General features: G+C 44.9%; 17 protein-coding genes. 6 read left to right on the top strand and 11 right to left on the bottom strand.

The features are described 5' to 3' along the window. Nucleotides 1-80 precede the first annotated feature (80 nt). Genes VAE48_RS02620 through VAE48_RS02610 form a run of 3 tightly spaced genes read left to right on the top strand, consistent with a single transcriptional unit; the run spans nt 81 to nt 4139 of the window. On the top strand, nt 81-986 hold the full coding sequence (locus VAE48_RS02620; protein ID WP_322791755.1) for a hypothetical protein: 906 nt from the start codon (nt 81-83) through the stop codon (nt 984-986). A gap of 35 nt (nt 987-1021) precedes the next feature. Further along, the gene (locus tag VAE48_RS02615) at nt 1022-3409 is read left to right on the top strand and encodes an ATP-binding protein (protein WP_322791754.1); all 2388 of its coding nucleotides are present in this window, start codon (nt 1022-1024) and stop codon (nt 3407-3409) included. Beyond that, on the top strand, nt 3399-4139 hold the full coding sequence (locus VAE48_RS02610) for a response regulator transcription factor (protein WP_322791753.1): 741 nt from the start codon (nt 3399-3401) through the stop codon (nt 4137-4139). The genes VAE48_RS02615 and VAE48_RS02610 overlap by 11 nt, the downstream gene beginning before the upstream one ends. A gap of 4 nt (nt 4140-4143) precedes the next feature. Here the strand turns inward: VAE48_RS02610 and VAE48_RS02605 are convergent, their stop codons facing one another. Both VAE48_RS02605 and VAE48_RS02600 read right to left on the bottom strand, forming a co-directional pair. Beyond that, nucleotides 4144-5154 (bottom strand): DUF2270 domain-containing protein, encoded by a 1011-nt coding sequence (locus tag VAE48_RS02605; protein ID WP_322791752.1) that lies wholly within the window; start codon nt 5152-5154, stop codon nt 4144-4146. Between the two features lie 25 nt (nt 5155-5179). Next, nucleotides 5180-5746, bottom strand: a complete 567-nt coding sequence (locus VAE48_RS02600) for a class I SAM-dependent methyltransferase (protein WP_322791751.1) — start codon at nt 5744-5746, stop codon at nt 5180-5182. 179 nt (nt 5747-5925) lie between these two features. On the opposite strand from VAE48_RS02600, the gene VAE48_RS02595 reads away from it, so the two are divergent. Continuing rightward, a complete protein-coding gene (locus VAE48_RS02595) occupies nt 5926-8238 on the top strand; it encodes a sodium-translocating pyrophosphatase (RefSeq protein ID WP_322791750.1) in 2313 nt (770 codons plus the stop codon). Nucleotides 8239-8262: 24 nt separating this feature from the next. On the opposite strand, the gene VAE48_RS02590 is transcribed toward VAE48_RS02595, so the two are convergent. From VAE48_RS02590 to VAE48_RS02550, 9 genes are all read right to left on the bottom strand, one after another. Then, complete coding sequence (locus VAE48_RS02590; RefSeq protein ID WP_322791749.1) at nt 8263-11175, bottom strand: EAL domain-containing protein; 2913 nt, start codon at nt 11173-11175, stop codon at nt 8263-8265. A gap of 215 nt (nt 11176-11390) precedes the next feature. After that, entirely contained in the window at nt 11391-12044 is a 654-nt protein-coding gene (locus VAE48_RS02585; protein ID WP_322791748.1) for a GNAT family N-acetyltransferase, read from the bottom strand. 16 nt (nt 12045-12060) lie between these two features. Continuing rightward, nucleotides 12061-13056 (bottom strand): ABC transporter ATP-binding protein, encoded by a 996-nt coding sequence (locus tag VAE48_RS02580; protein ID WP_322791747.1) that lies wholly within the window; start codon nt 13054-13056, stop codon nt 12061-12063. Continuing rightward, nucleotides 13049-14077 carry an ABC transporter ATP-binding protein gene (locus VAE48_RS02575; protein WP_322791812.1) on the bottom strand — a complete coding sequence of 343 codons (1029 nt, stop codon included), beginning with the start codon at nt 14075-14077 and terminating at the stop codon, nt 13049-13051. Before VAE48_RS02575 ends, VAE48_RS02580 begins: the two co-directional genes overlap by 8 nt. 2 nt (nt 14078-14079) lie before the next feature. After that, nucleotides 14080-15072: an ABC transporter permease gene (locus VAE48_RS02570; RefSeq protein ID WP_322791746.1), complete on the bottom strand. Its 993-nt coding sequence runs from the start codon at nt 15070-15072 to the stop codon at nt 14080-14082. A 9-nt stretch (nt 15073-15081) separates the two neighbouring features. After that, nucleotides 15082-16278 (bottom strand): ABC transporter permease, encoded by a 1197-nt coding sequence (locus VAE48_RS02565; RefSeq protein WP_322791745.1) that lies wholly within the window; start codon nt 16276-16278, stop codon nt 15082-15084. A 143-nt stretch (nt 16279-16421) separates the two neighbouring features. Continuing rightward, nucleotides 16422-18341 carry an ABC transporter substrate-binding protein gene (locus VAE48_RS02560; protein ID WP_322791744.1) on the bottom strand — a complete coding sequence of 640 codons (1920 nt, stop codon included), beginning with the start codon at nt 18339-18341 and terminating at the stop codon, nt 16422-16424. 297 nt (nt 18342-18638) lie between these two features. Continuing rightward, nucleotides 18639-18905 (bottom strand): co-chaperone GroES, encoded by a 267-nt coding sequence (locus tag VAE48_RS02555; RefSeq protein ID WP_322791811.1) that lies wholly within the window; start codon nt 18903-18905, stop codon nt 18639-18641. Nucleotides 18906-18929: 24 nt separating this feature from the next. Continuing rightward, complete coding sequence (locus VAE48_RS02550) at nt 18930-19187, bottom strand: glutaredoxin family protein (protein ID WP_322791743.1); 258 nt, start codon at nt 19185-19187, stop codon at nt 18930-18932. A 218-nt stretch (nt 19188-19405) separates the two neighbouring features. Here VAE48_RS02550 and VAE48_RS02545 point away from each other — a divergent pair, with 218 nt between their 5' ends. Continuing rightward, on the top strand, nt 19406-21043 hold the full coding sequence (locus VAE48_RS02545) for a cobalamin B12-binding domain-containing protein (RefSeq protein WP_322791742.1): 1638 nt from the start codon (nt 19406-19408) through the stop codon (nt 21041-21043). 4 nt (nt 21044-21047) lie between these two features. After that, nucleotides 21048-22172, top strand: a complete 1125-nt coding sequence (locus tag VAE48_RS02540; protein ID WP_322791741.1) for an NAD/NADP-dependent octopine/nopaline dehydrogenase family protein — start codon at nt 21048-21050, stop codon at nt 22170-22172. The last annotated feature ends 116 nt before the right edge of the window (nt 22173-22288 follow it).

Below are 22288 nucleotides of genomic sequence, written 5' to 3'. Positions count from 1 at the left end.
GTGGAATCAATAATCTCAGTATACGAGTATAATCATAAATAATATAGTCATTCATTTTGGTTGATCTAAAATATTTTTTCATGGAAGCGTTGTTACTGAAAATCCGCAATGATTTACGATCCCATCGCCAAACTCTTGCCGCACAGCAAAATAAGGAATGGCGTAATATTCTTATTCTAAACATTGCTTTACCGCTTGGTTTGTTGCTCATCTATCCTTTTATCAAAAATTGGCAATCTCACAACCTGTTATTGATTTATTATTTTTCACCTGTTTTATACTTGCAAAGCCTAAAAAAATTCTTCGTTGGGCTTCCTCAAAAAAATATTCTCTACTTAGCCTTTATTTTAGTCTTATCGGCACTTTCAACCTTCACGTGGTTCACAAACCCCGATTTACAGCCAACCATTTTTTCGTATTCCGGTTGGAGCGCATTGCTGGCAATATTTCTGGTTTGGATTGTTTTGGCGTGGATTTTTGAAAAGAACCTGCCGCAATCCAGAAGATATAGCCTTACACCTTTCCACCCTTTTCTTCATATTGCATCGGGTGCTTTCATGGGGGCTGGATTGGCGTTCCACGGGCTTCTGGTATCTCGCTTTTTGCCAATAATTAATCTTCCACTTCCCGGTTTAAATGCAGAAAAACTGGTTTGGTTGTTCGGTTTATTTGCCGGTTTAATCATCCCGGCAGAGGAATTATTCTTCCGGGGAAAATTATTCTCCCTGCTTTTTGATGAAAAGTCAATTCCGCTGAAAAAGACCATCCTCTGGATCAGCGCTTTAAACCTGGTGGTATATTTACCAGCCTTACTATACTTATCTAAAAGTCCAAATACGCTTCCGTTTGGAGTGATTGCATTGTTTTACAAGTTTATCCTTTCCGTTGTGAGTGTATTTATCATCTATCGCTGGCGAAATTTGTATGTCGTTTTCGCTGCGAATCTGGCATTTTCAATGGTGATTATTCAACCGTTTTACCTATGAACCTTTCCAATAATCCGCCTTCCTTGCAAAAAGAAATGCCACAACGCATTCGTCCGCGTGATCTTGCGTTGTTTTTTGTTTCTTTTGTGAGCATGGCAATCATTGGTGTTTATCATCTAAATCTTTCGGATAATCTTTCCACTTCTCCACTATCTCATCTAATCGCTTTGCTTCCGGTAATTTCAATGGCCTACTTTTTTGGGGTGATTGCCGGACTGATTGGAGCGACAATTTTTAGCAGTTTATTTTTATTGGAAATTCCTTTTGTTATTAAGATGTATGGATTTACCTTTGAATCCATCGAGCGGGTCGGAATTAGCCTGCTGTTGTATATTGCTGCGCTTGTGATTGGCGACTTATCCAATTCGGTTCGCCAAAGGTCATCGTTGCGATTGGCATTGAAAAACCGCGAAACCCTCTTAAGCCAGACTCTCAATTTGGAGGAGATTACTCGAATTGTTATTAATCAAGTTCATCAAATAATTCGCGTCCAGCAAGTTTGTCTGGTATTACAAAATCCCATCACCAAACAGTGGCAAATTTACACGGATAAGGGCCGGGCGGCCTTACGCGCCAGATCCGAGGGCGATTCCCCAACTTTGGGGAGTTTCATTCTTTCCCAAAATGAATCCTTCATCCTTAACAACCTTGATGATCCGAACTCAATCCTGGTCGAAAACCTTCCTTCACCAAACACCGTAACATCGGTAATGAGCCGAATGATGTATCAATCCAATGGCAGCGAAATGGGGCGTGTTGTTTTAATCAACAAAATTACCGGTTATTTTTACGAGCAGGATATTGAACGTTTGAACGAGTTTATTCCGGCTGTCGAAAAAGCCATTGAACAAGCCTACCGATATACACGTACCGACTATGCGTTAGAAAGACAAATCTCCCAGCTTTCAACTATCCAGCGCACCAGTCAAGTTCTCAATACTCTTTTGGATGCAGAAAAAGTCATCGAGCTGACCCTTTCCACTGCTCTTGATATTACCCAGGCTGAAGCAGGCGTAATTCGCTTCCATGCTAGCGATGGCTCTACAATTCAAAAAGTGATCGGGGAAGAAATCAACTCGGAACGCACCAATCAAATTCTTGAAGAAGCCATTTCTGCTTCTTCTTTAGAGCGTAACAACAATCTCGAATTATCCTTCCCATTTATCTTTAAGTATTCCGCATCTCAATTATGCTGTTATATTTCTCATGGAAGATCTTTGCTGGGGATCATCATTACCGAAAGTACACGGGTTGAAGCCTTTGATCGTACCAGTCAATGGATTCTCTCTCTGCTTGCAGACCACGCCGCAACCTCTTTGACAAATGTTCGCCTGTTTCAGGAGATTTACAAAGAAAAACAACAAACCAGTCTGATTATCGAATCTGTAACCGATGGCTTGATAACCATCAATCGAAATGGGGTTATTCTCACGGCCAACCCGGCAGCAATTCAACAGGTTGGTCTACCAGAAAGTGCAGTCATCGGCACAAATTTCTGTGACACTTTTGGTATTTCAAATGAAAACTGTACCCACTTTATTCATGAACTAAAAAAGTCCTGGGAGAACCACGCCCCATTCATTCTGGAAACAATTCCCCTCCATCCCCCTAACTCAAAACGCCGTATTGTGAATCTTTCGGTAGCTCCGGTATTTGAGGAAAATCAAGCCCCTTCTCGTGCTGTTGTATTATTACGGGATATCACCGAACGCGAGGAATTGAACCGGCTTCAGGAAGAAATGATTTCTTCAATCTCCCACGAAATGCGCACCCCCTTGACGAAAATCCAATCCATCAGCGAATTGATTGCAACCACATTAGATAAAAACGAACCTCTCCCAGATCGAAAATTTTTGGATACATTATCTACAGAGAGTCAACGCTTGTCCCAATTTTTGGACCGAATTCTGGATGTCCATCAACTGGAAACTCATCAATTCAAAGTTGAATTGCGGCCTTTACCCTTGACATTTGTCGTGCAGAACCTGATTGAAGAATGGCGGATTATTGCACCAAATCGACGCATCGAATTTCTCAAACCCCTTCAGCCAGTTTGGGTAATGGCAGATGAAAATGCACTCAATTCAATTATCAGTAATTTGTTGGATAATGCAGTCAAATATTCCCCCGATCATAGTGAAATTTGTGTGGAGCTGCGCGTAAAGGACAACCGAGCCGCTGAAATTTTTGTAATTGACCACGGTCCGGGTATTGAACCGGATAAGCAGCACTTGATATTTAACCGTTTTTATCGCGCTACCGGCGGCGATTCTCAAGAAGTTTATGGCCATGGAATTGGGTTGTATGTAGCCAAGATGCTGACGGAATCGCTAGGAGGAAATATCTGCGTGGAAAGTACACCCGGAAAAGGGAGTTGTTTTCGATTCTCTATACCCATAATGGAGAACTCTGATGAAATCTAAAATCGTAATGATAGACGATGATGAAACTTTATGTGAACTGGTGAGGGTAAATTTATCACCCCGAGGTTATGAAGTCATTGGAATCAATGACAGCAATGAAGCAGTCCTTGCTGTGCAAAAAAACCGCCCAGATTTAATTATTTTAGATATTATGATGCCCGGTCAGGATGGTTATGAGGTGTGCAAACGATTGAGAAAGATCACTGAAGTCCCCATTTTATTTTTGACTGCCAAAGGACGCGAACAAGATCTTGTCAAGGGATTTGAAGTCGGCGGTGATGACTACGTGCGCAAGCCTTTCAGTCTCAGAGAATTAGAGGCTCGAATTTCTGCGCTGATAAAGCGCAGCAAGAAATCAACTGCCAATTCAGATACAACTGTCCTGGAATATGATGATGGTTTTCTCAGAATTAACCTTGAAACCAAACATGTTTATCGTAACGGTAAAATGTTACACCTTACTCCTACCGAGTATCGGTTGCTGGCCTGTTTGGTGCGAAACATCGGCGCGGTCGTTACCCACGAAGACCTTCTTAAAGAAGCGTGGGGAGAAGGTTACACTGACGCTATCGCCAGTTTGTCATTGTACGTCCGTTATCTGCGCGAAAAAATTGAGCCCGATGCCAGCAATCCGCGTTACATCATTACAAAATGGGGAGTCGGCTACTGGTTTTCTGACCAAAATCAAAAAGATTTAGAAGGGGAAAACGCCGAAACCCAAACTGGATAAAGACTTATTTTTCTTCCTCCATAGTCAGGGGTTGAAATCCGCCACCAAATACGCCCTGTGCCGGGTTGACCACAATAAACGCTGCGGGATCAACATTTTGAGCGATTCGTTTTAATTCAGCAATTTCTGTTACTGTAACTGCCACCATCAAGATTGAGTGACTTTTCTGGGTGTACATTCCTGTTCCGCTAATTGAAGTCACCCCCCGATGCATCGTTTGCATGATGGATTGTGATAATTCGTTCGGTTTATCTGTGACAATCCAAACCAGCAATTGTTTTCTTTTCGTAAATTCGGGTCTTCGAGGGCTTAATTTCTCTGGAGGTGTAAAAACATCATACTTGGGCAGCACCTCACCGCTTGCCTGATGAAAGCGAGCCGTCCAAATCGCCAGGATAATCAATCCAAGATAAAAAATCGCCCCTCCGGCGATGATAACCTCGCCAGGAATAAAAGCAATAGATGATCTTTGAACAAATTCCTGCCAGCTCGTCAGAGGGTATGGATGTAATCCAATTTTAATCAACCAGGAAACCAGAAGCACCATAAAAATCCAGAAATAATTCCGCCGCAAACGGCGTCCAATAGCTTCCCACATGGTAATTGGGAATTCAGGCTGCAACAATGATTGAGCAAGACTTTCAGCCCATTCCGCATGAGGAGCAAAAGGAGGAACAAGCATTGCAGCAAAGAAATCAGTTTCAAGCAACCGCGCCCGGTAGCTCCATAGTTCATAATAACGGTAACGGCGGGCCTCCATCCACAAAAACACCAAAATCAAAATGGTTGTCAAAAGGATAATGACAAAATGATTATCCGGACTGGAAAGCACAAATGAAAGCGTCGCACCTGTCGTTACAACCGCCCAATTGGTCGTTGAATCCAACCTGCTGCGCCAGAGATTGCTGCGTTGAATTTCAGCACGATAATAATGCACCATTGCCGTGGTAAACTCCGAAGGCCGCAACTCATAGCCTCTGAATTTCCAGACCGGTTCTTTTTTTTCATCCGCCATGTTTAAAATTAGCCTTTCTCGCCGTCTATTTTGTGGCAACGACCCAGTAGGTATAATCTTGATTGTACATCATTACTTTCTTTGGTTGATGAGCATTTATTATCTCAATAAGCTCTTCGCGCCTTAAAAATCTGCTTTTCATTAACAATACTTTTTCAAAGAAGGCAATTATCTTAACCCGAAAATGAATGATATCAGGTTCCTCAATAATTAATAATCCATTGGGCTTTAGTACACGCCACAATTCTTTTATCGCGCTCCTTTGATCCGTCATGTGATGGAAAGCGTCTACGATGACAATTCGATCAAACAGGTCGTCATTAAAAGGCATTTCTCTTGCATCACAGTTTGTGCAAAGCAACCCAGATTTATCTCGAGCTTGTCTAAGCATTTGGAGGGAAGGATCAGCAACGATAATTTTCCGGTTTTCTCCGATTAAACCAGCGGAAATTCTTCCTGTACCACCCCCTGCATCCAATACCAAATGGTCCGCTTGCAAATCCAGTGAATTGATTAAAATTTGCGATACCTCGCCGGTTATGATTTTTTCGTAAATTGGAGCTAACCAGTCAAAATGTTTTATTTTGATCATGAAAATACAACCTTTAATCCATGGTTTGTAAAATTATAGCCGATTGGTCTTTGTACAGTAAATTTTTTCCGCTATTTGTTAGCAGACTTTGATTTGTAAAGTTTTTTCAATTATAATTTTCACGGTTAAATTGTTAGACAAATTAAATCAATAATACTAACTAGGTGGAGAATAAACCAATGTATCCTCTTCTTGATATTTTTGCCGAAAAAATTTCTTCCATTCGTGAACCCATTCCCCTGATGTGGTGGCTTGGTCCAATCGCAGCCGTGATTGCCCTGATCTTTGCCCGACTTTTTTATCAACAAATGATGAAGTTATCTGAAGGCACTGAACGGATGCAATTCATTGCTCAGGCTGTTAGAGAAGGGGCAATGGCTTACTTATCCCGTCAATATCGTGTGGTGGGGATTGTTTTTGCAGTATTATTTTTTATATTTCTTACCCTTGCTTACTTCAAACTTCAAAATTCAATTGTACCTTTTGCCTTCATTACCGGCGGCTTGTTCTCGGGACTTTGCGGTTTTATCGGCATGAAAACTGCCACCAACGCATCTGCGCGTACGGCTTTTGCGGCAAGTAAAAGCCTCAATGATGGTTTGCAAGTTGCTCTACGCGCCGGTGCAGTGATGGGACTTGTCGTGGTCGGCTTTGCTCTGCTGGATATTACCGTGTGGTTTGTTTTATTGTATTATTTGTTTCCAATCTTACTTCCCGAAAGTTTCATTAGTATCGCGGCCAACCCGCTTCCCCAAATCACTGCCGTTATGTTAAGTTTTGGAATGGGCGCTTCAACACAGGCTTTGTTTGCCCGGGTAGGCGGCGGTATTTACACCAAAGCTGCCGATGTCGGGGCGGATCTGGTTGGCAAGGTAGAAGCCAACATTCCAGAAGATGATCCCCGCAACCCTGCCACAATTGCTGATAATGTGGGTGACAATGTCGGTGACGTTGCTGGTATGGGCGCTGACCTGTATGAATCCTACGCCGGTTCAATTCTGGCCACTTCAGCTCTGGGTGTCGCAGCAGTGGGTCTTTCTGGACCTGCATTTTTAGATTCCAGAAGCGAATTGCAAGCCGGTCTGGTTTATATTTCTACCCCAATCGCCTTGGCGGCAATTGGCATCATTTTGTCCATTTTGGCAATTTATCTTGTCAGAACCCGGGAGGATGCAGATCAGTCAGCACTAATCAGCGCTTTAAGCCGAGGGTTATACCTCAGCTCACTTGGCATTGCCGTTATTTCTCTCCCAATCCTGTTCCTGCTTGCCCTGCCCAACTGGCTGGCCATCTGGTTATGCATTCTCGCTGGCTTAGTTGTGGGTATTGTTGTTGGTAAGGCCACCGAATATTACACCTCGCATGCCTTTCAGCCAACCCGCGATATTGCCGCACAGGCCCATACCAGCCCTGCCACCGCCCTGATTGAGGGTCTTGCTGTTGGAATGGAATCAGGCGGCCTACCCATTTCTGCGGTTGTGATTGGCATCATTTTCAGTTACTATGTCGCTGGTGGTGCGGAAAATTTATTGATGGGTCTTTTTGGTGTGGGTATTTCTGCAGTTGCCATGCTTTCTACGCTGGGTTTTACCCTTGCGACCGATGCCTACGGGCCAATCGCCGATAATGCCGGTGGCAATGCCCAGATGGCCGGATTGGATAAGGTTGTGCGCGAGCGCACCGATCAATTGGACGCGGTGGGCAATACCACTGCGGCAATCGGCAAAGGTTTTGCAATTGGTTCGGCGGCGCTTACATCCATGGCACTTCTGGCGGCTTATCTTGAAGAAGTTCGCTTGGTTCTGATGGAGTTGCGGGGTATCAAAGAAGTAACCATCGGTAATCAAGTAATTAGTGTTGCACAAATGACAATGCAGAATTTTATGGAGTATTACAACGTAACCCTCCTCAACCCAGCCGTTCTTGCCGGTTTGTTCACCGGTGTGGGAACCGCATTTATATTTTCTTCCATGACCATGCGAGCGGTTGGTCGTGCCGCAGCAGGCATGGTTGAAGAGGTACGCCGGCAATTCCATGAAATTCCCGGCATTTTGGAGGGAACAGAAAAACCTGATTATGCCCGCTGCGTTGCCATCAGTACCGCAGCTGCCCAAAAAGAAATGATAGCGCCAGCGCTGGCCGCGATCATTGTTCCGGTTGTTGTTGGAGTGGTTTTTGGGATTGCCGGTGTTCTCGGTCTGTTGGCCGGAACACTGGCAACAGGTTTTGCCCTGGCTATTACGATGTCCAATGCGGGCGGGGCATGGGACAATGCCAAAAAGTATATTGAAATTGGCGAGTTTGGTGGAAAAGGTTCACAGGCTCATAAGGCAGCCGTGGTTGGAGATACCGTTGGCGACCCCCTCAAAGATACTGCCGGCCCATCCCTGAACATCTTAATAAAGTTAATGTCTATGGTTTCTGTGGTATTTGCCGGATTAATCGTTGCTTTTGGAAATGGACAAGGCTTGATTGGCATGTTCTTACATTAAGATGACCCAAAAGCCGGTTTTTAATCACGACTTTTGATCAGCCATTTCGTCTTTGCCGATATTCCTCAACAGCGTTTCGGTAGACTCAGCATCCATTGGGCGGTAAAGCAAATAGCCCTGTCCGTAATCACAGCCAGCTTCTTTCAACCAGTGAAGCTGGCTGATTGTTTCAATTCCTTCCGCAATTGTTTCCAAACCCAATTCTTTGGCAAGGACAATAATTGCCTGAACAATTTCGGTACCGGAAAATTGAGCACCAATTCTACTGATAAAACTGCGGTCAATCTTAATTGCCGTGATCGGAAAACGTTGCAAATAAGAAAGTGAGGAATACCCGGTACCGAAATCATCAATTTGCAAATGAATTCCAAGATCACGGATGCTTTGAAGTTGCTGATTGACAGATGGGCTGGTTTCCAAGAACACACTTTCCGTCAACTCGATCTTTAAGGATCTGGGTGAAATTCCCGTTTCTTCCAGAATTTCATGAATCATTCCCACCACATTCCCTTGTTGTAACAGACTACCCGAAAGGTTTACGCTAACCGTGAATGGGAAAGGGGATAATCCTTTTTCGTACCATTCATGCACCTGGCGGCAGGCTTCGTGCATTACCCAACGATCAATTTGGTGGATTAATCCGGTTTCTTCCGCCAAAGAAATGAATTCAGAAGGTTGAATCAAACCATGTTGGGGGGTGATCCAGCGGATTAAAGCTTCAAAACCAACTACGCGGCTATCCTTGAGTGAAATAATGGGCTGATAGTACAAATTAAATTCATTTCTGTTCAACGCATCCCGCAACAAGGCTTCAATTTGATGCCGATTAATCACCTGATCCAAAAATGGCTTGGAAAATACTTCATAACAAGCTCTGCCACGCGCCTTTGCTCGGTACATGGCAATATCTGCGTCCCTTAAAACTTCATCAGGTTCTACATATTCACCATTATCAATGACTAATCCCAAACTTATGGTCGTAAATAAAGTTTTCCCATCAAGAACAAATGGCGATTGAAAATCGAGGAGAATTTTATCCGCCAGCTGAATCGCATCTCTGCGCGGGTCATCCCCTTCAATCAGAATCACAAACTCGTCACCGCCAAAACGCGCCAGCGTACTGGTCGGGAACAGGTTAATTTGCAGCCGACGGGCAGCTTCAACCAGCAATTGATCGCCAATACGATGCCCCAGACTATCGTTGATGATTTTAAACCGATCCAAATCCATAAACAATAAACTGAACAAGGGTTGTTCGGAGTATGGATGCCTCCTTGAAAGAAGCAAGTTTAATCGTTCAACAAGATAAGCCCGATTAACCAAACCGGTCAAAACATCGTGATAAGCATTATAAATCAGTTCGGCTTCTGCTTTCTTTCGATTGGTGATGTCCAACATCACCCCCTGATAGGATTCAACCTGTTTACTACCATCAAGTAACGGAGATGCAAAATCTTCCACCCATACAATATCCCCATTTCGATGAATGATACGGTATTCATGGTGGAAGGGCTCGTGATTTTCAATACACCTTTTCAAGGATGCCATAAATTCCTGAACATCTTCTGGGTGAATGCACTTTAATCGAAAATCGTCATTATCAATCCAATCTTTCTGCTCCCAACCGGTCAGGGCTTGTATCTGAGGACTTACAAAAGCAAAGGAGAATTCTTTCTTGAGATTCATCACATAAGATACTGCCGGCATTCTTTCAATCATATTTTGATACAAACGCTCCAACCTCTCTCTTTCTTCAATCTCCTTTTTCAAATTCTCATTGATTACAGTAAGTTGTTGGGTACGTTCATAAACTCGCTGTTCCAAGTCTTGATTTAGAATCCGCAGGGCTTCTTCTGCTTTTTGTCTATCTTCTATTTCTTGTTGAAGTGCCTGATATTGGATGCGTAGCGCAATGTCTCTTTCCTGCAAATCAGCGGCCATCTGATTGATTGAAGATCCCAGATCATTGAACTCAGCAGTTTGTAAAACCGGTACGCGGTAGTCCAATTCCCCCTTTCCAATTCTTTTCGACCCGGAGACCAAATCACTCAATGGTTTCATCAAAAAATGTTCAAAAAGCAGGTAATAGAGAGGGAATAAAACAATTCCCAGCAACAGCATTCCACCAATAACCAGAATTGAAGCAAGCCGGGTATTTTCATATACTTCACTGACAGGAATTTCAATAATCAATACCCAGTTTGTAGCTGGAATCGGCGTACTAACACCCGCGACAGACACTCCCTCAAAGTTGGTATATTCACCGCTCCAGATTTTATTACCAGCAGTGTAAATTTTGACCACCTCAGGACGATTACGAATATTGATTTGAGCATTACTGAGTTCAGGTTTGGAATGAACGATTATTGAACCGTCCCGATCAAGAATATAGACCTTTCCTTCTGCTCCAAATTGAATCCCCTCCACAACCTCTCGTAAAAACTCTGCACTCAGGCGGACCGCCAGAACATTTCCGTTCCGGAAAACCGGGGCCGAAAAAATGATATATGGCTTATTAGCGGGCGAGTATTGAATATTTCCAATGAATGTTTTGCCATTCCTCGCTTGTAAAAACCAATTTGTGTAGATGACCTGATCAACATTAGCCAACAGGATTTCTTCATCAAATGCCACTTTTGACAGGACATTTCCATCCCGATCAAAATAGACAAACTCCATTAAATCCGGGAGCTGACTCTCCAATGTGCGAATCACGACCGGGTCTTCAAGCCTTGCTGGATCGCCGAAATTGCCCAACCAGTAAAGCGCTGATTGTACCTGTGCCAATGTTTGTGAGATGGTGTTACTGGCATTAACGATTGCTTCGTTCTGTCTTTCTTTCCAGCTGTTTCTTTCAATACGATAAATAAACAGCCAAATACCCAAACCATCAATAATCAAAAAAGCGGCAAGAAGAAATAACACAATCAGCCGCATCTGACTGCGAATACTTCTGATAGCCGATCTCTTGATAAAAGACATCATCAAGCCAGTTTTTTAATCGGATTTTTTCTGCAGTTGAGCGATTTCTTTATCCATCCCTTAAATTCTACTCGACCTTCTTAAGAACAATTGCCTATACATCATCCTATCAAAATTGCAAGCGATTTGCAAATTAAAAAGCTGTATAAGGTTTAATCATTTTTTCACAGTTATAGTTTCATTCCATACGTGAGTTCGAATATGGGTTCATTTACAACGTTTTGCCATAAATAAGAGTGGGTAGAGAAAAGCAATTGAAACCCCATTTTTTCATAAAGATACAAAGCGGCTTTATTGTAACTGGTAGTTTGTAAATGAACACCACAAATGTCGGCTGCTTTTAATTGATCCAAAAACCTCTCGATCAAATTTTTTCCAATCCCCTTGCCTCTCCACTCCTTGATGATATTGATGTGAAAATGAGCAGGGTACTGCAATAAATCCAAATGGTTTTTGGGGGATCTTATTTTGCTCATAGAATAATTGAGCAGATAGCGGAAAAACTTTTTCCCCATGCGATATTTACCGCTCAGCGCTCCCCTCAGGGTTTTTGGTTCCAGTACCCTGGCAGTAAATTCGCGTTGCAGGGTCGTATCGAAACAACCGGTCAAGAAACCAATGACGCACTCCTCATAAGTTGCCACCCAACTATGCTCCGGCTCGTGATCAGTGTAGTAAACATAAAAGGCGTCTAAGAATATTCGCCGGTCTTCCATGAAATACTCTACCGGATCACCAAAAAAAGCTGTGTTAGCGGCAACTTTCAATAATGCGTCACGGTCGGCTTTTTGAAATGGGCGAATTACAAATTCACAATCCATCATCAAAATTATAAGTCAGTTATTCGTTTAACCAGCAAGCCGCAAAATGTCCTTTTTCCACTTCTCGATATGGCGGAATTTCCACCCGGCATTGCTCTTTAACAAAAGGACAACGTGGGTGAAAACGGCATCCTTGGGGTGGATTAAATAAACTGGGAACATCTCCTTTCAAGATGATTCGTTTTTTCTTGAGAGATGGATCAGGGATTGGAATTGCAGACAATAATGCCTGTGTATAGGGATGCAATGGATTTCGAAACAAATCCTCCCGTTGTGCCAGTTCCACGATTTTTCCAAGGTACATCACTGCTACCCGGTCGGAGATATGTTCCACAACGCTCAAATTATGCGCTATGAACAAATAGGTCAAGCCATACTCTTCCTGCAAATCTTTGAGGATATTCAGTACCTGCGATTGAATGGAAACATCCAGCGCAGAAACAGGTTCATCACAAATAATAAATCGCGGGCGTAATGCCAGTGCCCGGGCAATTCCAATCCTTTGCCGTTGCCCGCCTGAAAATTCGTGAGGATACCGTCGGGCATGATAATCTTCCAGCCCAACTTTACGTAACACATCAATCATGATATCAAACTGTTCTTTGCGGGTCCCAATTCGATTGATGCGTAAACCTTCCATAATCGACTCGCCTACGGGCATTCGTGGATCTAACGAGGAAAATGGATCTTGAAAGATGATCTGCATATTCCGGCGGATTGTTCGCAAAGCCCCACCACTCAAAGTGAACACATTATTCCCTTCAAAGTACACTTCCCCCGCTGTTGGTTCAATCAAACGGAGCATGGTCCGACCGATGGTCGTTTTCCCGCATCCTGACTCACCGACCAGACCGAGTGTTTCTCCATCCAGGATATCAAATGATACATCATCAACCGCTTTGCCCCAAGCGCGAACCCGCTGAAAAAATCCACTGCGAACTGTGTAATATTTCTTCAGGTTACGCACCTGAATTAATTCCATCCTGGCGGAATGGGATCGAAGTGGCTCATTCATACTTCACCTCCGCTAAGGCAGTAACAACATCTTTTGGCTGATCATATAACCAGCAGCGGCATAAATGATTACTGTTCGTTTCTAAAAGCATCGGAGTTTCCCTCAGGCATATTTCCAAATTCTGCTCAATTCTTGCTTTACAACGCGGAGAAAACCGACACCCTTGAGGCAGACTGATGAGATTGGGAACAGACCCTGGAATCACCTCTAATCGTCGCGTTACCTTTCCTAAAACTGGGATTGACCCCATCAATCCTTTCGTGTAAGGGTGTTGAGGATTGGCGAATAACTCCTGAACACTTGTCTGCTCTACAATTTGACCGGCATACATTACTGCCACGCGGTCTGCCATTTCCGCAATCACTCCCAGATCATGGGTGATCAGGATAACGGACGTCCCCATTTTTTCACGCAAGTCAAGGATCAAGTCCATAATTTGCGCCTGAATGGTCACATCCAGAGCTGTTGTAGGTTCATCAGCGATTAATAAAGTTGGGTTAAGTGCCAGCGCCATGGCGATCATCACCCGCTGCGCCTGTCCACCAGACATTTCGTGGGGAAAAGCATGAGCTTTTTTCTCTGCATCCGGAATTCCAACAAGATGTAGCAGTTCAACCGCCTTTTCCCAGGCTTCCTTTTTAGGCAGATTTTTATGAATGGTAAACACTTCTGCCACCTGATCGCCTATCTTAAAAACCGGGTTTAGGCTGGTTTGTGGCTGCTGAAAGATCATGGACATGCGATTCCCGCGCATTGCAACCATTTCAGTTTCGCTTAAGGTCAGCAAATTTTTTCCCTCAAACCAGATTTCTCCATCTACAATTTTTCCCGGCACCCCAACCAACCTCAAGATGGATAACGAAGTTACGCTCTTCCCACAGCCCGATTCTCCGACCAATCCTAAAATCTCTCCGGGATAAAGGTCGAAATCCACTCCATCTACTGCTTTTACAATCCCATCTTCGGTAAAAAAATGGGTTTTCAAATTACGCACACTCAATACTGGTGGTTCATTTTGCATTTTCATAATTTCAACCTCGGATCAAGAGCATCTCGTAAGCCATCCCCAATATAATTAAAAGCTAGGGAACATAAAAATATCGGCAAGCCCGGAATTAATGGCAGCCACGGCATATTCAGCATATACGCCTGGGTCGCAGAAAGCATGTTCCCCCAGGTCGGAATGGGTTCTTGAATGCCAAACCCAAGAAATGAAAGTGCAGCCTCTGCTACCACATAGTTTGCCATGTTGAGTGACGCATCCACGATGATGGGCGCCATGGCATTTGGTATCATATGTCGAAAAATAATCCAACCTCCCCCTGCTCCCATCGCTTTGGCGGCTTCAACAAAGGTTTGATTGCGAAGAGAAAGCACCATTCCCCGCATCAATTGCGCCGAAGTCAACCAACCCAGGCCAGCCAAAACGAGCACAATTAATACCGCCTGCCGTGCTTCGCGGACTTCAAGCAACATCAATTTTCCGGCCAACTCCAAAAAATACTTTGGAATTGGGATTGCATCCTGATTTTTCAAGAGCATGGCTGAAATTATCAAAAGAATGGGGAGCGAGGGGATTGTGAGAAAGAATTCGACAATCCGCATTAAGAGATTATCCACCCAGCCGCCATAATAACCAGAAATCGCGCCAATGGTCACTCCAATTACGCTGGAAATCAGCACCGATAACAAGGCCACGGTGAGCGAGATTCGCCCCGCATAGATCAATCGTGAGAATAAATCGCGCCCCAAATGGTCTGTTCCCAAAAGGTGCACTCTGCCCGTAGCCTCCTGCACAGAACCCGGCTTCAGAAAGTAATTTCCCACTGTAATTTCATCCACTTCAAAAGGAGTGATTTGGCGAGCAAACAAAGTGATCAAAAACAAAATTACCATCACCCCAAGCGAAATCATAGCCAGTTTGTGTTTCCGAAAACGGCGGAACACCAGTTTCCATGGGCTTTCTTCTTTGGGATAATCGTTGGACAAGGTTATGGATTCAACTTGAGCAACCATCCTGATCTCCTAACTGTATCGAATGCGCGGGTCAATTGCGGTATAGACCAGATCGCGAATTAATGTTGCAATAACGGTCAATACGGCAGTAATGAACAAAATTGCCATCGCCACCGGAAAATCCGAATCACCCAGCGCCAGGAAGTACAAACGCCCCATGCCCGGCCAGGAGAAAATTGTTTCGGTAATGATTGCTCCCCCGAATAAGGATGGAATTGAAAACACAACGATGGTAACAAAAGGGATCAATGCATTTCTCAAGGCGTGTTTTACAATGACCAGTTTTTCCTTGAGCCCCTTTGCTCTGGCTGTTCTCACATAATCCTGCCGTAACACTTCCAGCATACTGGCGCGGATAAAACGGCTCCAGGAAGCCACACTCACAATTGTGAGTGTAATTACCGGCAAAACCAGGTGCATTAATCGGTCTGCAACCGTATCGGGTTGAATTGTTCCCAACAATGGTACAGCATATTCCCGTACCGCAGAAGCGCTTCCCGGTGGAAGGTAAGGCAGCCACGCTGATTTGGGTAAAATCGAAAAGATCAGAATCATCAAAATCCCAAAGAAGAAGGTTGGCATGGCCGAGCCAAGAAAAGCCAGTGAAGTAAATATATAGTCAAAACGTGAATACTGTTTTACCGCCGAATAAATACCGAGCGGAATGCCCAACAACAGAGAAAGTAACGTCGAAAGCCCAATCAGCTCAATGGTTTTGGGTAATCTGCTTAATATCAAGTCACTCACCGGCCGATCTCGCAGCAATTTCCACGATGCCCCAAAATCGCCCAGTAAAATCCCGCGACTAACCTTTCTGCCTGACAGATCACGCAGATAAACATAGTCTTGACATCCGACAACCTTTGTCTCGATCTTACCTTTTTCATTGCGGATATTTTTTTCAATCGGTTGTCGACAGCCGATGGGTGTGTTCGCAAACCATTCCACCCCACCCACTTCAATACTACCCCGGGGTTGACCGATCAGCCATCGGCTGAAGCGGATGGGTAAATATAGGTCCAATTCATAATATGCCCGGATTCGAGCAATATCCGCCGCGGTGATACGATTACGACCCTGTTGTTGTTGGCGCAAGCCGGTCAACGGTCCGCCCGGCGCAAGATTCAAGAGGGCATAGGTGGCAACAGCCGAAATCAACACCACACCCACCATCTGAAGCAAACGGCGAGCAATATACCCAAGCATGTGAGTTCTCCTTAAACTTTCAGGTTTCCTGTAACGGACTTCTTGAAGGGCGTGCAGGGTCACCCTCCCAGAACTCGATTACAGGTCGGTGTGGCGCCCTGCAGCGCCACACCGATTTTCCGAAACCCTTTTTACAAAAGGAGTTACGGCAGATAAAGATTCATGTCAATATGTTCCCAGGTTCCGCCGGGCAGGGTGTAAAGGTTAATTTTCCCTTCATCCGCTGCTTTTCTCATCGCATCTGAAATCGTATTGAGCGTTGTGCTATCCAGGATATCCACCTGTCCACCCAACAGTTGGGCTTCGGCGTTATCAGGGGTGATGATTGAGATGACGATGGTTTTGGTCTTGGGTGCTCCGCCATAGTAATAGGGATTGGCTTCAAAAACCATCTTTTCGCCTTTGACCCATTCCTTCAGGACGTAGGGGCCAACACCAATTGGGAATTCGGCAATTTCTGGTAAGGTTGCCCACTCTTCAGCGGGAACGTCTGCCAGTTTGCGCCCATCCGCCAGCACGCGATGCGCAGGATAAACATTTGACAAACGCGGATCCATTAAAGCCCGGAAGTAGAGCGGATCCTGAACACCCGGCAGATAGGTTACGGTATAACCGCTGTCATTCACTTCATAGGATTGAATAGATCGGCAGGTATTGAATGAGGTTGCGCCTGAATTTTCATCACAGTCAATTTTGAACCGCAGGGCAAAATCTGCAGCACTGACCGGCGTGCCATCCGACCATACCATATCATCGCGGAACTGATATTCAACGGTCAGTTGTTTCATTGTAATCGGCGTGCCATCAAAGGTCACCACCTCACCCGCAGAGTTATAAACCTCTACGCCGGTTTTTAATTCAGTCGGATTGCCATCCACGTCATAAACAAGATCGCCTTCCTTGACTTCCACATCCAGATTTTGAGCCAAACCACTATCCAGGGTGGAAGGTACCTTTTGAGCAATCCCCTGAAAATCGTAATTGATTGTAGAGAAGGCGAGGCCATGCACAAGTGAGTTGGCGATGATCGCTGAAACACCCTGTTCCACCAGTGCAAACATCGAAGCCGGTTCCTGGGTGAAGCCGATCACAATCGTATCTTTTCCGGGGATTTCCCATTCAGCGACGTTGTAACTGTAATACTCCTCACCCGGTTGGGGATTAAATCCCTTCAAGTTCGGATTGGACGCAAAAATTTCCAGATGATTGTACAACGGTAAAGAAACCATGTCTTTGGTGAATTCTTGTTGAACAATCTTGTACGGTTCCTTGCGGTCCTCCTGATTGATGGTGTTGGTGGCTTTCACAATGGCTTGTGAGGCAACCGGGTTACACCATCCCATCGCGTTTTGACCTTCCCAGTTATTTTCCGCGGTAGGAATTTGATCGCAGGCATACAAGGTTCTGCCAGAGGGATCAGATTGACCAACCCAGGCATAGTCTGCCAATTCAAATTCACGGCGCGCCAAACCGGTAGTATCCCCATACAGCCATGTGGAAGGTACATGGTTTACGGCTACGCGAATACCACATGCTTTCATTTGTTGCTGCCAGACTGGAGCCAATATCTTGCGGTGTGGTGCTTCTGTCAAAACCAGTTCCAACATCAATGGTTCACCATCCGCGTTCAGGCGAACATTGTCACCATCTTCATCCGTCCAACCAGCTTCCTCTAGTAAAGCTTTACCCTTTTCCGGGTCAAATGGATAAATGGTTACATTTTCATCCCCAGCATATGCCCAGTGATTTTTGGGGATGAAAGTGTCCATCACCAGTTCAGCCCGCTCTTCTGGTGAGAGAAAAGGATAAACAGCCTGGATGATTTCGTCTTTATTGGTGCAGTAAGCCATCGCCTGACGTACTCGCACATCCGAAAGAATTGGGTGAGGAGTCGAGAAAGAAAGTACCTCGGAGGGTTCTTTCTCAACCTCCACAACCTTTTCGACCACTTGCGTTTTGACAACTTCTTTTTCAACTTCAATTGTTTCGACAGCTGGCTGACAGGCACTCATCACCAGCGAGAATGCAATCAGCAGCATCCAAAAATAATTTACTCGTTTCATCTTCAATTCCTTTCAAGATTTTGTGGAAAAACAAAAAGGGACAGACTTCTAGAAGTTGATTTTTGGGATTCACCTCCGATTCACGATGATTGAATGGCTCTGATACGGCGGTTTAATTCCTTTTGATTTTCAATGAAACCTTTGGTTTTGTAATCTGCACAAATACCAGTTTCAGCCCCGTTATTTTGGCCAGGTTAAAACTGGCCATTTTTATAGTTATCACCTCCCCACAGGGACAACAAAAAAACAGCCGGCTTGTGGAACCGGCTGTTTTTTTTGTTGAAATGCTAATCTCAATTAATCAAGTACCTTAGCCAAAACATCACTGCATTCCATGATGAGATAATCATCACCGCCCAGCTTGATTTCTGTTCCACTATACTTTGCGAATAAAATTTTGTCATTCACCTTGAGTTTGATGTCCTCATCATCCCCTACAGCAACAACCACACCCGTTTGTGGTTTCTCTTTGGCTGTTTCGGGGATATATAAACCAGTTGCGGTTTTGCTTTCCTGCTCCAGCGGTTTCACTAGAATGCGAGCCCCCATAGGTTGAACTTTAATTTCTGTCATTTCAGCCTCCTGAATTTATTTAATTCCTAAGTACTGGTTGATTTTTGGACGATCAAATCCGACCACGATCTTCCCACCTATATCCAAAACCGGCACGCCCATCTGCCCCGAGCGTTTTACCATATCTCGAGCGGCAACAGGATCACGACTGACATCAACCTCCTTAAACCGGATACCTTTCTCGCGCAGGTACTTTTTAGTCATGTTACAAAATGAGCAGGTCGGCGTTGTAAAAATGATCACTTTGGGATGATTGACCTTTGTTTCAGTCATTGAGGTTCCACTCCTTTGATTGGTCTTGCCATTGAATTAGATGACTTTGGCGTGATTTTGTTACAAAATCAGGGGCGGAAAAAATCAGTTATAATAAAAATACCAGTATTACATGGCGTCATGTCCAATTCGCCATCACCCACCCAACATTGAAAAACTTATTGGTGGATGAAGAAAAACTTTTGTAGCCCCTTTTTGCGTGTGAAATGGAGGTGTACATGAAAACAGTTGTTGCCGGCGCACTGGGAGAATGTGTCCACGTTGCCGGTGTCAGCAATTTTCTCAAGCTGGCAGAAATAGCTGGATGGCGGACAGTCTTTTTAGGCCCAGCGGTGCCGGTAAAAGAGTTTATTCAGGCAGCAATTCGAGAAAATGCTGATTTGGTTGGGGTTTCATACCGCCTGACTCCTGAAACTGGGGAAAGATTACTTGGTGAATTTGCGGAAGCCGCTGATGAATTAAGGTCAAAAGGAATTCGTTTTGCTTTTGCCGGTACACCACCGGTTGCCGAACGAGCCAAAGGGCTCGGTTTTTTTGAAAAAATTTTTGATGGTTCCGAATTAACAGAGGAAACTTTAGCCTACCTGCGTGGTGAAAAAACTGAACATTCTGGAGAATCCGCTTTTCCCCAAACTACGGTTGAGCGTCGTTTATGGAAAGCGCCATTTCCCCTCTTGCGTCATCATTTTGGTTTACCCAGCCTGGAAGATACCCGAGATGGAATACGAAAAATTGCTGAGGCACGAGTCCTGGATGTGATCTCTTTGGGTATTGACCAGGATGCCCAGGAAAATTTTTTCCATCCAGAAAGACAAGATCCGCGCCGTAAAGGCGCAGGCGGTGTTCCGGTACGTTCTGCAGGGGATTACCGCATGCTCTATCAGGTATCTCGAACCGGCAACTATCCCCTTTTACGAACATACTCAGGCACGGATGACTTCATTCGTCTGGCTGAGTTATACATAGAAACCATTAATAACGCCTGGTGTGCCATTCCGCTTTTCTGGTTCAATCAAATGGATGGCCGCGGTCCATGGGATTTAGCCGGCTCCATCCGTGAGCACCAGCGCGTCATGACATGGTACGGGGATAAAAATATCCCGGTAGAATTGAATGAACCACATCACTGGGGGATGCGAGATGCGCCTGATGTAGTTTTTGTTGTATCTGCTTTCCTTTCAGCCTATAATGCCAAAGCCTTTGGGGTGAAAGATTATATTGCACAATTGATGTTCAACAGTCCGCCCGGCACTTCAGACAGTATGGACCTGGCCAAGATGCTGGCAATTCTTGAACTGATTCAACCGCTCGCTGGTGCGGATTTTCGGATCTGGACTCAAACTCGCACTGGCCTGTTGTCTTATCCGCTTGACCCGCCTTCCGCCAGAGCCCATCTGGCTGCCAGTATCTACTTACAAATGGCGCTTAAACCGGATATTGTCCATATTGTTGGTCATACGGAAGCCGACCATGCAGCCACTGCCGACGAGGTCATTGAAGCCGCCAAAATGGCTCGGCGCTCGATTGAGAACGCGCTAGGGGGTCAGCCAGCTATGATTTATGACCCCAACCTTGTTAAACGAAAAGAAAATCTTGTTTCGGAAGCGAAAGTCACTCTCCTGGCAATTCAAAGCCTCTCCCATGATTCAACCCGCGATCCTTTCACTGACCCTGAAGTCCTGGCAAGGTCTGTCACCACGGGCATTCTGGACGCTCCGCAACTGAAAAACAACCGCTTTGGCAGAGGGATGATCCGCACACGCATCATTAACGGAGCCTGTCACGCGGTTGATGAAAATGGTAATCCCATTTCTGAACTCCAAAGACTGGAACAATTCTTCAAATCGGGAGGGTAATCCAATGTCTGATATTTCACGATTCGCAGTGATTGGTGCCGGCAACGGCGGAAAAGCGATGGCTGCCCATCTGGCTTTGATGGGTTTTGATGTAAGTCTATACAATCGCACCTATGCCCATATTGAAATCATTGCCAAGCGAGGGGGAATTGATCTGGAAAGTTACGAAGGCGGACCTAAAGGATTTGGAAAAATTCGAATCGTTACCGACGACATTGGCACTGCCATCAAAGATGCTCAGGTCATCATGGTGGTATTGCCATCTTCTGCTCATGCAGAAATCGCCCATAAAATAGCCTGCCACCTGAAAGAAGGACAAACCATCATCCTTCATCCGGGCAGAACACTTGGTGCAATTGAATTTGATGTCATTCTTCGAAGAAGCGGATGCAATGTCGAGGTCAACGTAGCAGAGGCAGAAACCTTTATCTATGCCAGCCGAGCAGACGGTCCTGCCCAGGCACGCATATTCCGCATCAAGGAGGCAGTTCCACTGGCAGCTCTACCCGCTGTTAAGACTCCTTTGGTACTTGAACAAATCCGAGTTGCTTTTCCACAATACATTGATGGTGTTAATGTGCTGCACACCGGTTTGAATAACATGGGGGCAATTTTTCATCCGGCTTTGACGATCCTCAATGCAGGATGGATTGAAGCCACACATGGCGATTTTCAATTTTACATTGACGGGGTCACTCCCTCGGTTGCTCGCGTCTTGGAAATTCTCGATCGTGAAAGAGTTACGGTCGCTTCAGCTTTGGGCATTCGTGCCCGCACAGCCTTGGAGTGGCTGGAACTGGCATACAACGTTACCGGAGAAACCCTTTATGATCGCATTCATAATCAGACCGGTTACTATGGCATTAAAGCCCCAGCCACCCTCAACCACCGTTATATCTTTGAAGATGTTCCAATGAGTCTGGTTCCGATTGCTTCATTGGGCGAACGCTATGGCGTTTCGGTCAATGGGATCAACAGTGTGATACGTTTGGCCTGCATCATCCACCGCACTGATTACTGGCGGCGCGGAAGAACACTGGAAAAATTAGGAATCAAAGACCTGAGCGTCAGTGAATTAACCACCTATGTAACCACTGGATGGAAGGATATTGAAAGTTTTAATGGTTAACTGCTGTTGAAAGCGCCGGTTTGTTATAAAAAAAGCATCCTGCACAAATGTGGGATGCTTTTTTATCGGTCTTTTACAGCAAATACATGATTATTGTGATACATTATATTATCAGG

Source organism: Bellilinea sp. (genome assembly GCF_034432615.1).
In the GTDB taxonomy this organism is placed as follows: domain Bacteria; phylum Chloroflexota; class Anaerolineae; order Anaerolineales; family Anaerolineaceae; genus Bellilinea.
Note: the sequence above shows the minus strand (reverse complement) of the source record. Positions and strands in the feature narration are given on the sequence as shown.

Coding starts and splice junctions, on each gene's coding strand:
- VAE48_RS02575 (WP_322791812.1), bottom strand. CDS start 14,077: ATGCAAAATGAACCACCAGTATTGAGTGTGCGTAATTTGAAAACCCAT.
- VAE48_RS02605 (WP_322791752.1), bottom strand. CDS start 5,154: ATGGCGGATGAAAAAAAAGAACCGGTCTGGAAATTCAGAGGCTATGAG.
- VAE48_RS02620 (WP_322791755.1), top strand. CDS start 81: ATGGAAGCGTTGTTACTGAAAATCCGCAATGATTTACGATCCCATCGC.
- VAE48_RS02610 (WP_322791753.1), top strand. CDS start 3,399: ATGAAATCTAAAATCGTAATGATAGACGATGATGAAACTTTATGTGAA.
- VAE48_RS02615 (WP_322791754.1), top strand. CDS start 1,022: ATGCCACAACGCATTCGTCCGCGTGATCTTGCGTTGTTTTTTGTTTCT.
- VAE48_RS02580 (WP_322791747.1), bottom strand. CDS start 13,056: ATGAATGAGCCACTTCGATCCCATTCCGCCAGGATGGAATTAATTCAG.
- VAE48_RS02560 (WP_322791744.1), bottom strand. CDS start 18,341: ATGAAACGAGTAAATTATTTTTGGATGCTGCTGATTGCATTCTCGCTG.
- VAE48_RS02565 (WP_322791745.1), bottom strand. CDS start 16,278: ATGCTTGGGTATATTGCTCGCCGTTTGCTTCAGATGGTGGGTGTGGTG.
- VAE48_RS02545 (WP_322791742.1), top strand. CDS start 19,406: ATGAAAACAGTTGTTGCCGGCGCACTGGGAGAATGTGTCCACGTTGCC.
- VAE48_RS02550 (WP_322791743.1), bottom strand. CDS start 19,187: ATGACTGAAACAAAGGTCAATCATCCCAAAGTGATCATTTTTACAACG.
- VAE48_RS02585 (WP_322791748.1), bottom strand. CDS start 12,044: ATGATGGATTGTGAATTTGTAATTCGCCCATTTCAAAAAGCCGACCGT.
- VAE48_RS02600 (WP_322791751.1), bottom strand. CDS start 5,746: ATGATCAAAATAAAACATTTTGACTGGTTAGCTCCAATTTACGAAAAA.
- VAE48_RS02590 (WP_322791749.1), bottom strand. CDS start 11,175: ATGCGGCTGATTGTGTTATTTCTTCTTGCCGCTTTTTTGATTATTGAT.
- VAE48_RS02540 (WP_322791741.1), top strand. CDS start 21,048: ATGTCTGATATTTCACGATTCGCAGTGATTGGTGCCGGCAACGGCGGA.
- VAE48_RS02570 (WP_322791746.1), bottom strand. CDS start 15,072: ATGGTTGCTCAAGTTGAATCCATAACCTTGTCCAACGATTATCCCAAA.
- VAE48_RS02595 (WP_322791750.1), top strand. CDS start 5,926: ATGTATCCTCTTCTTGATATTTTTGCCGAAAAAATTTCTTCCATTCGT.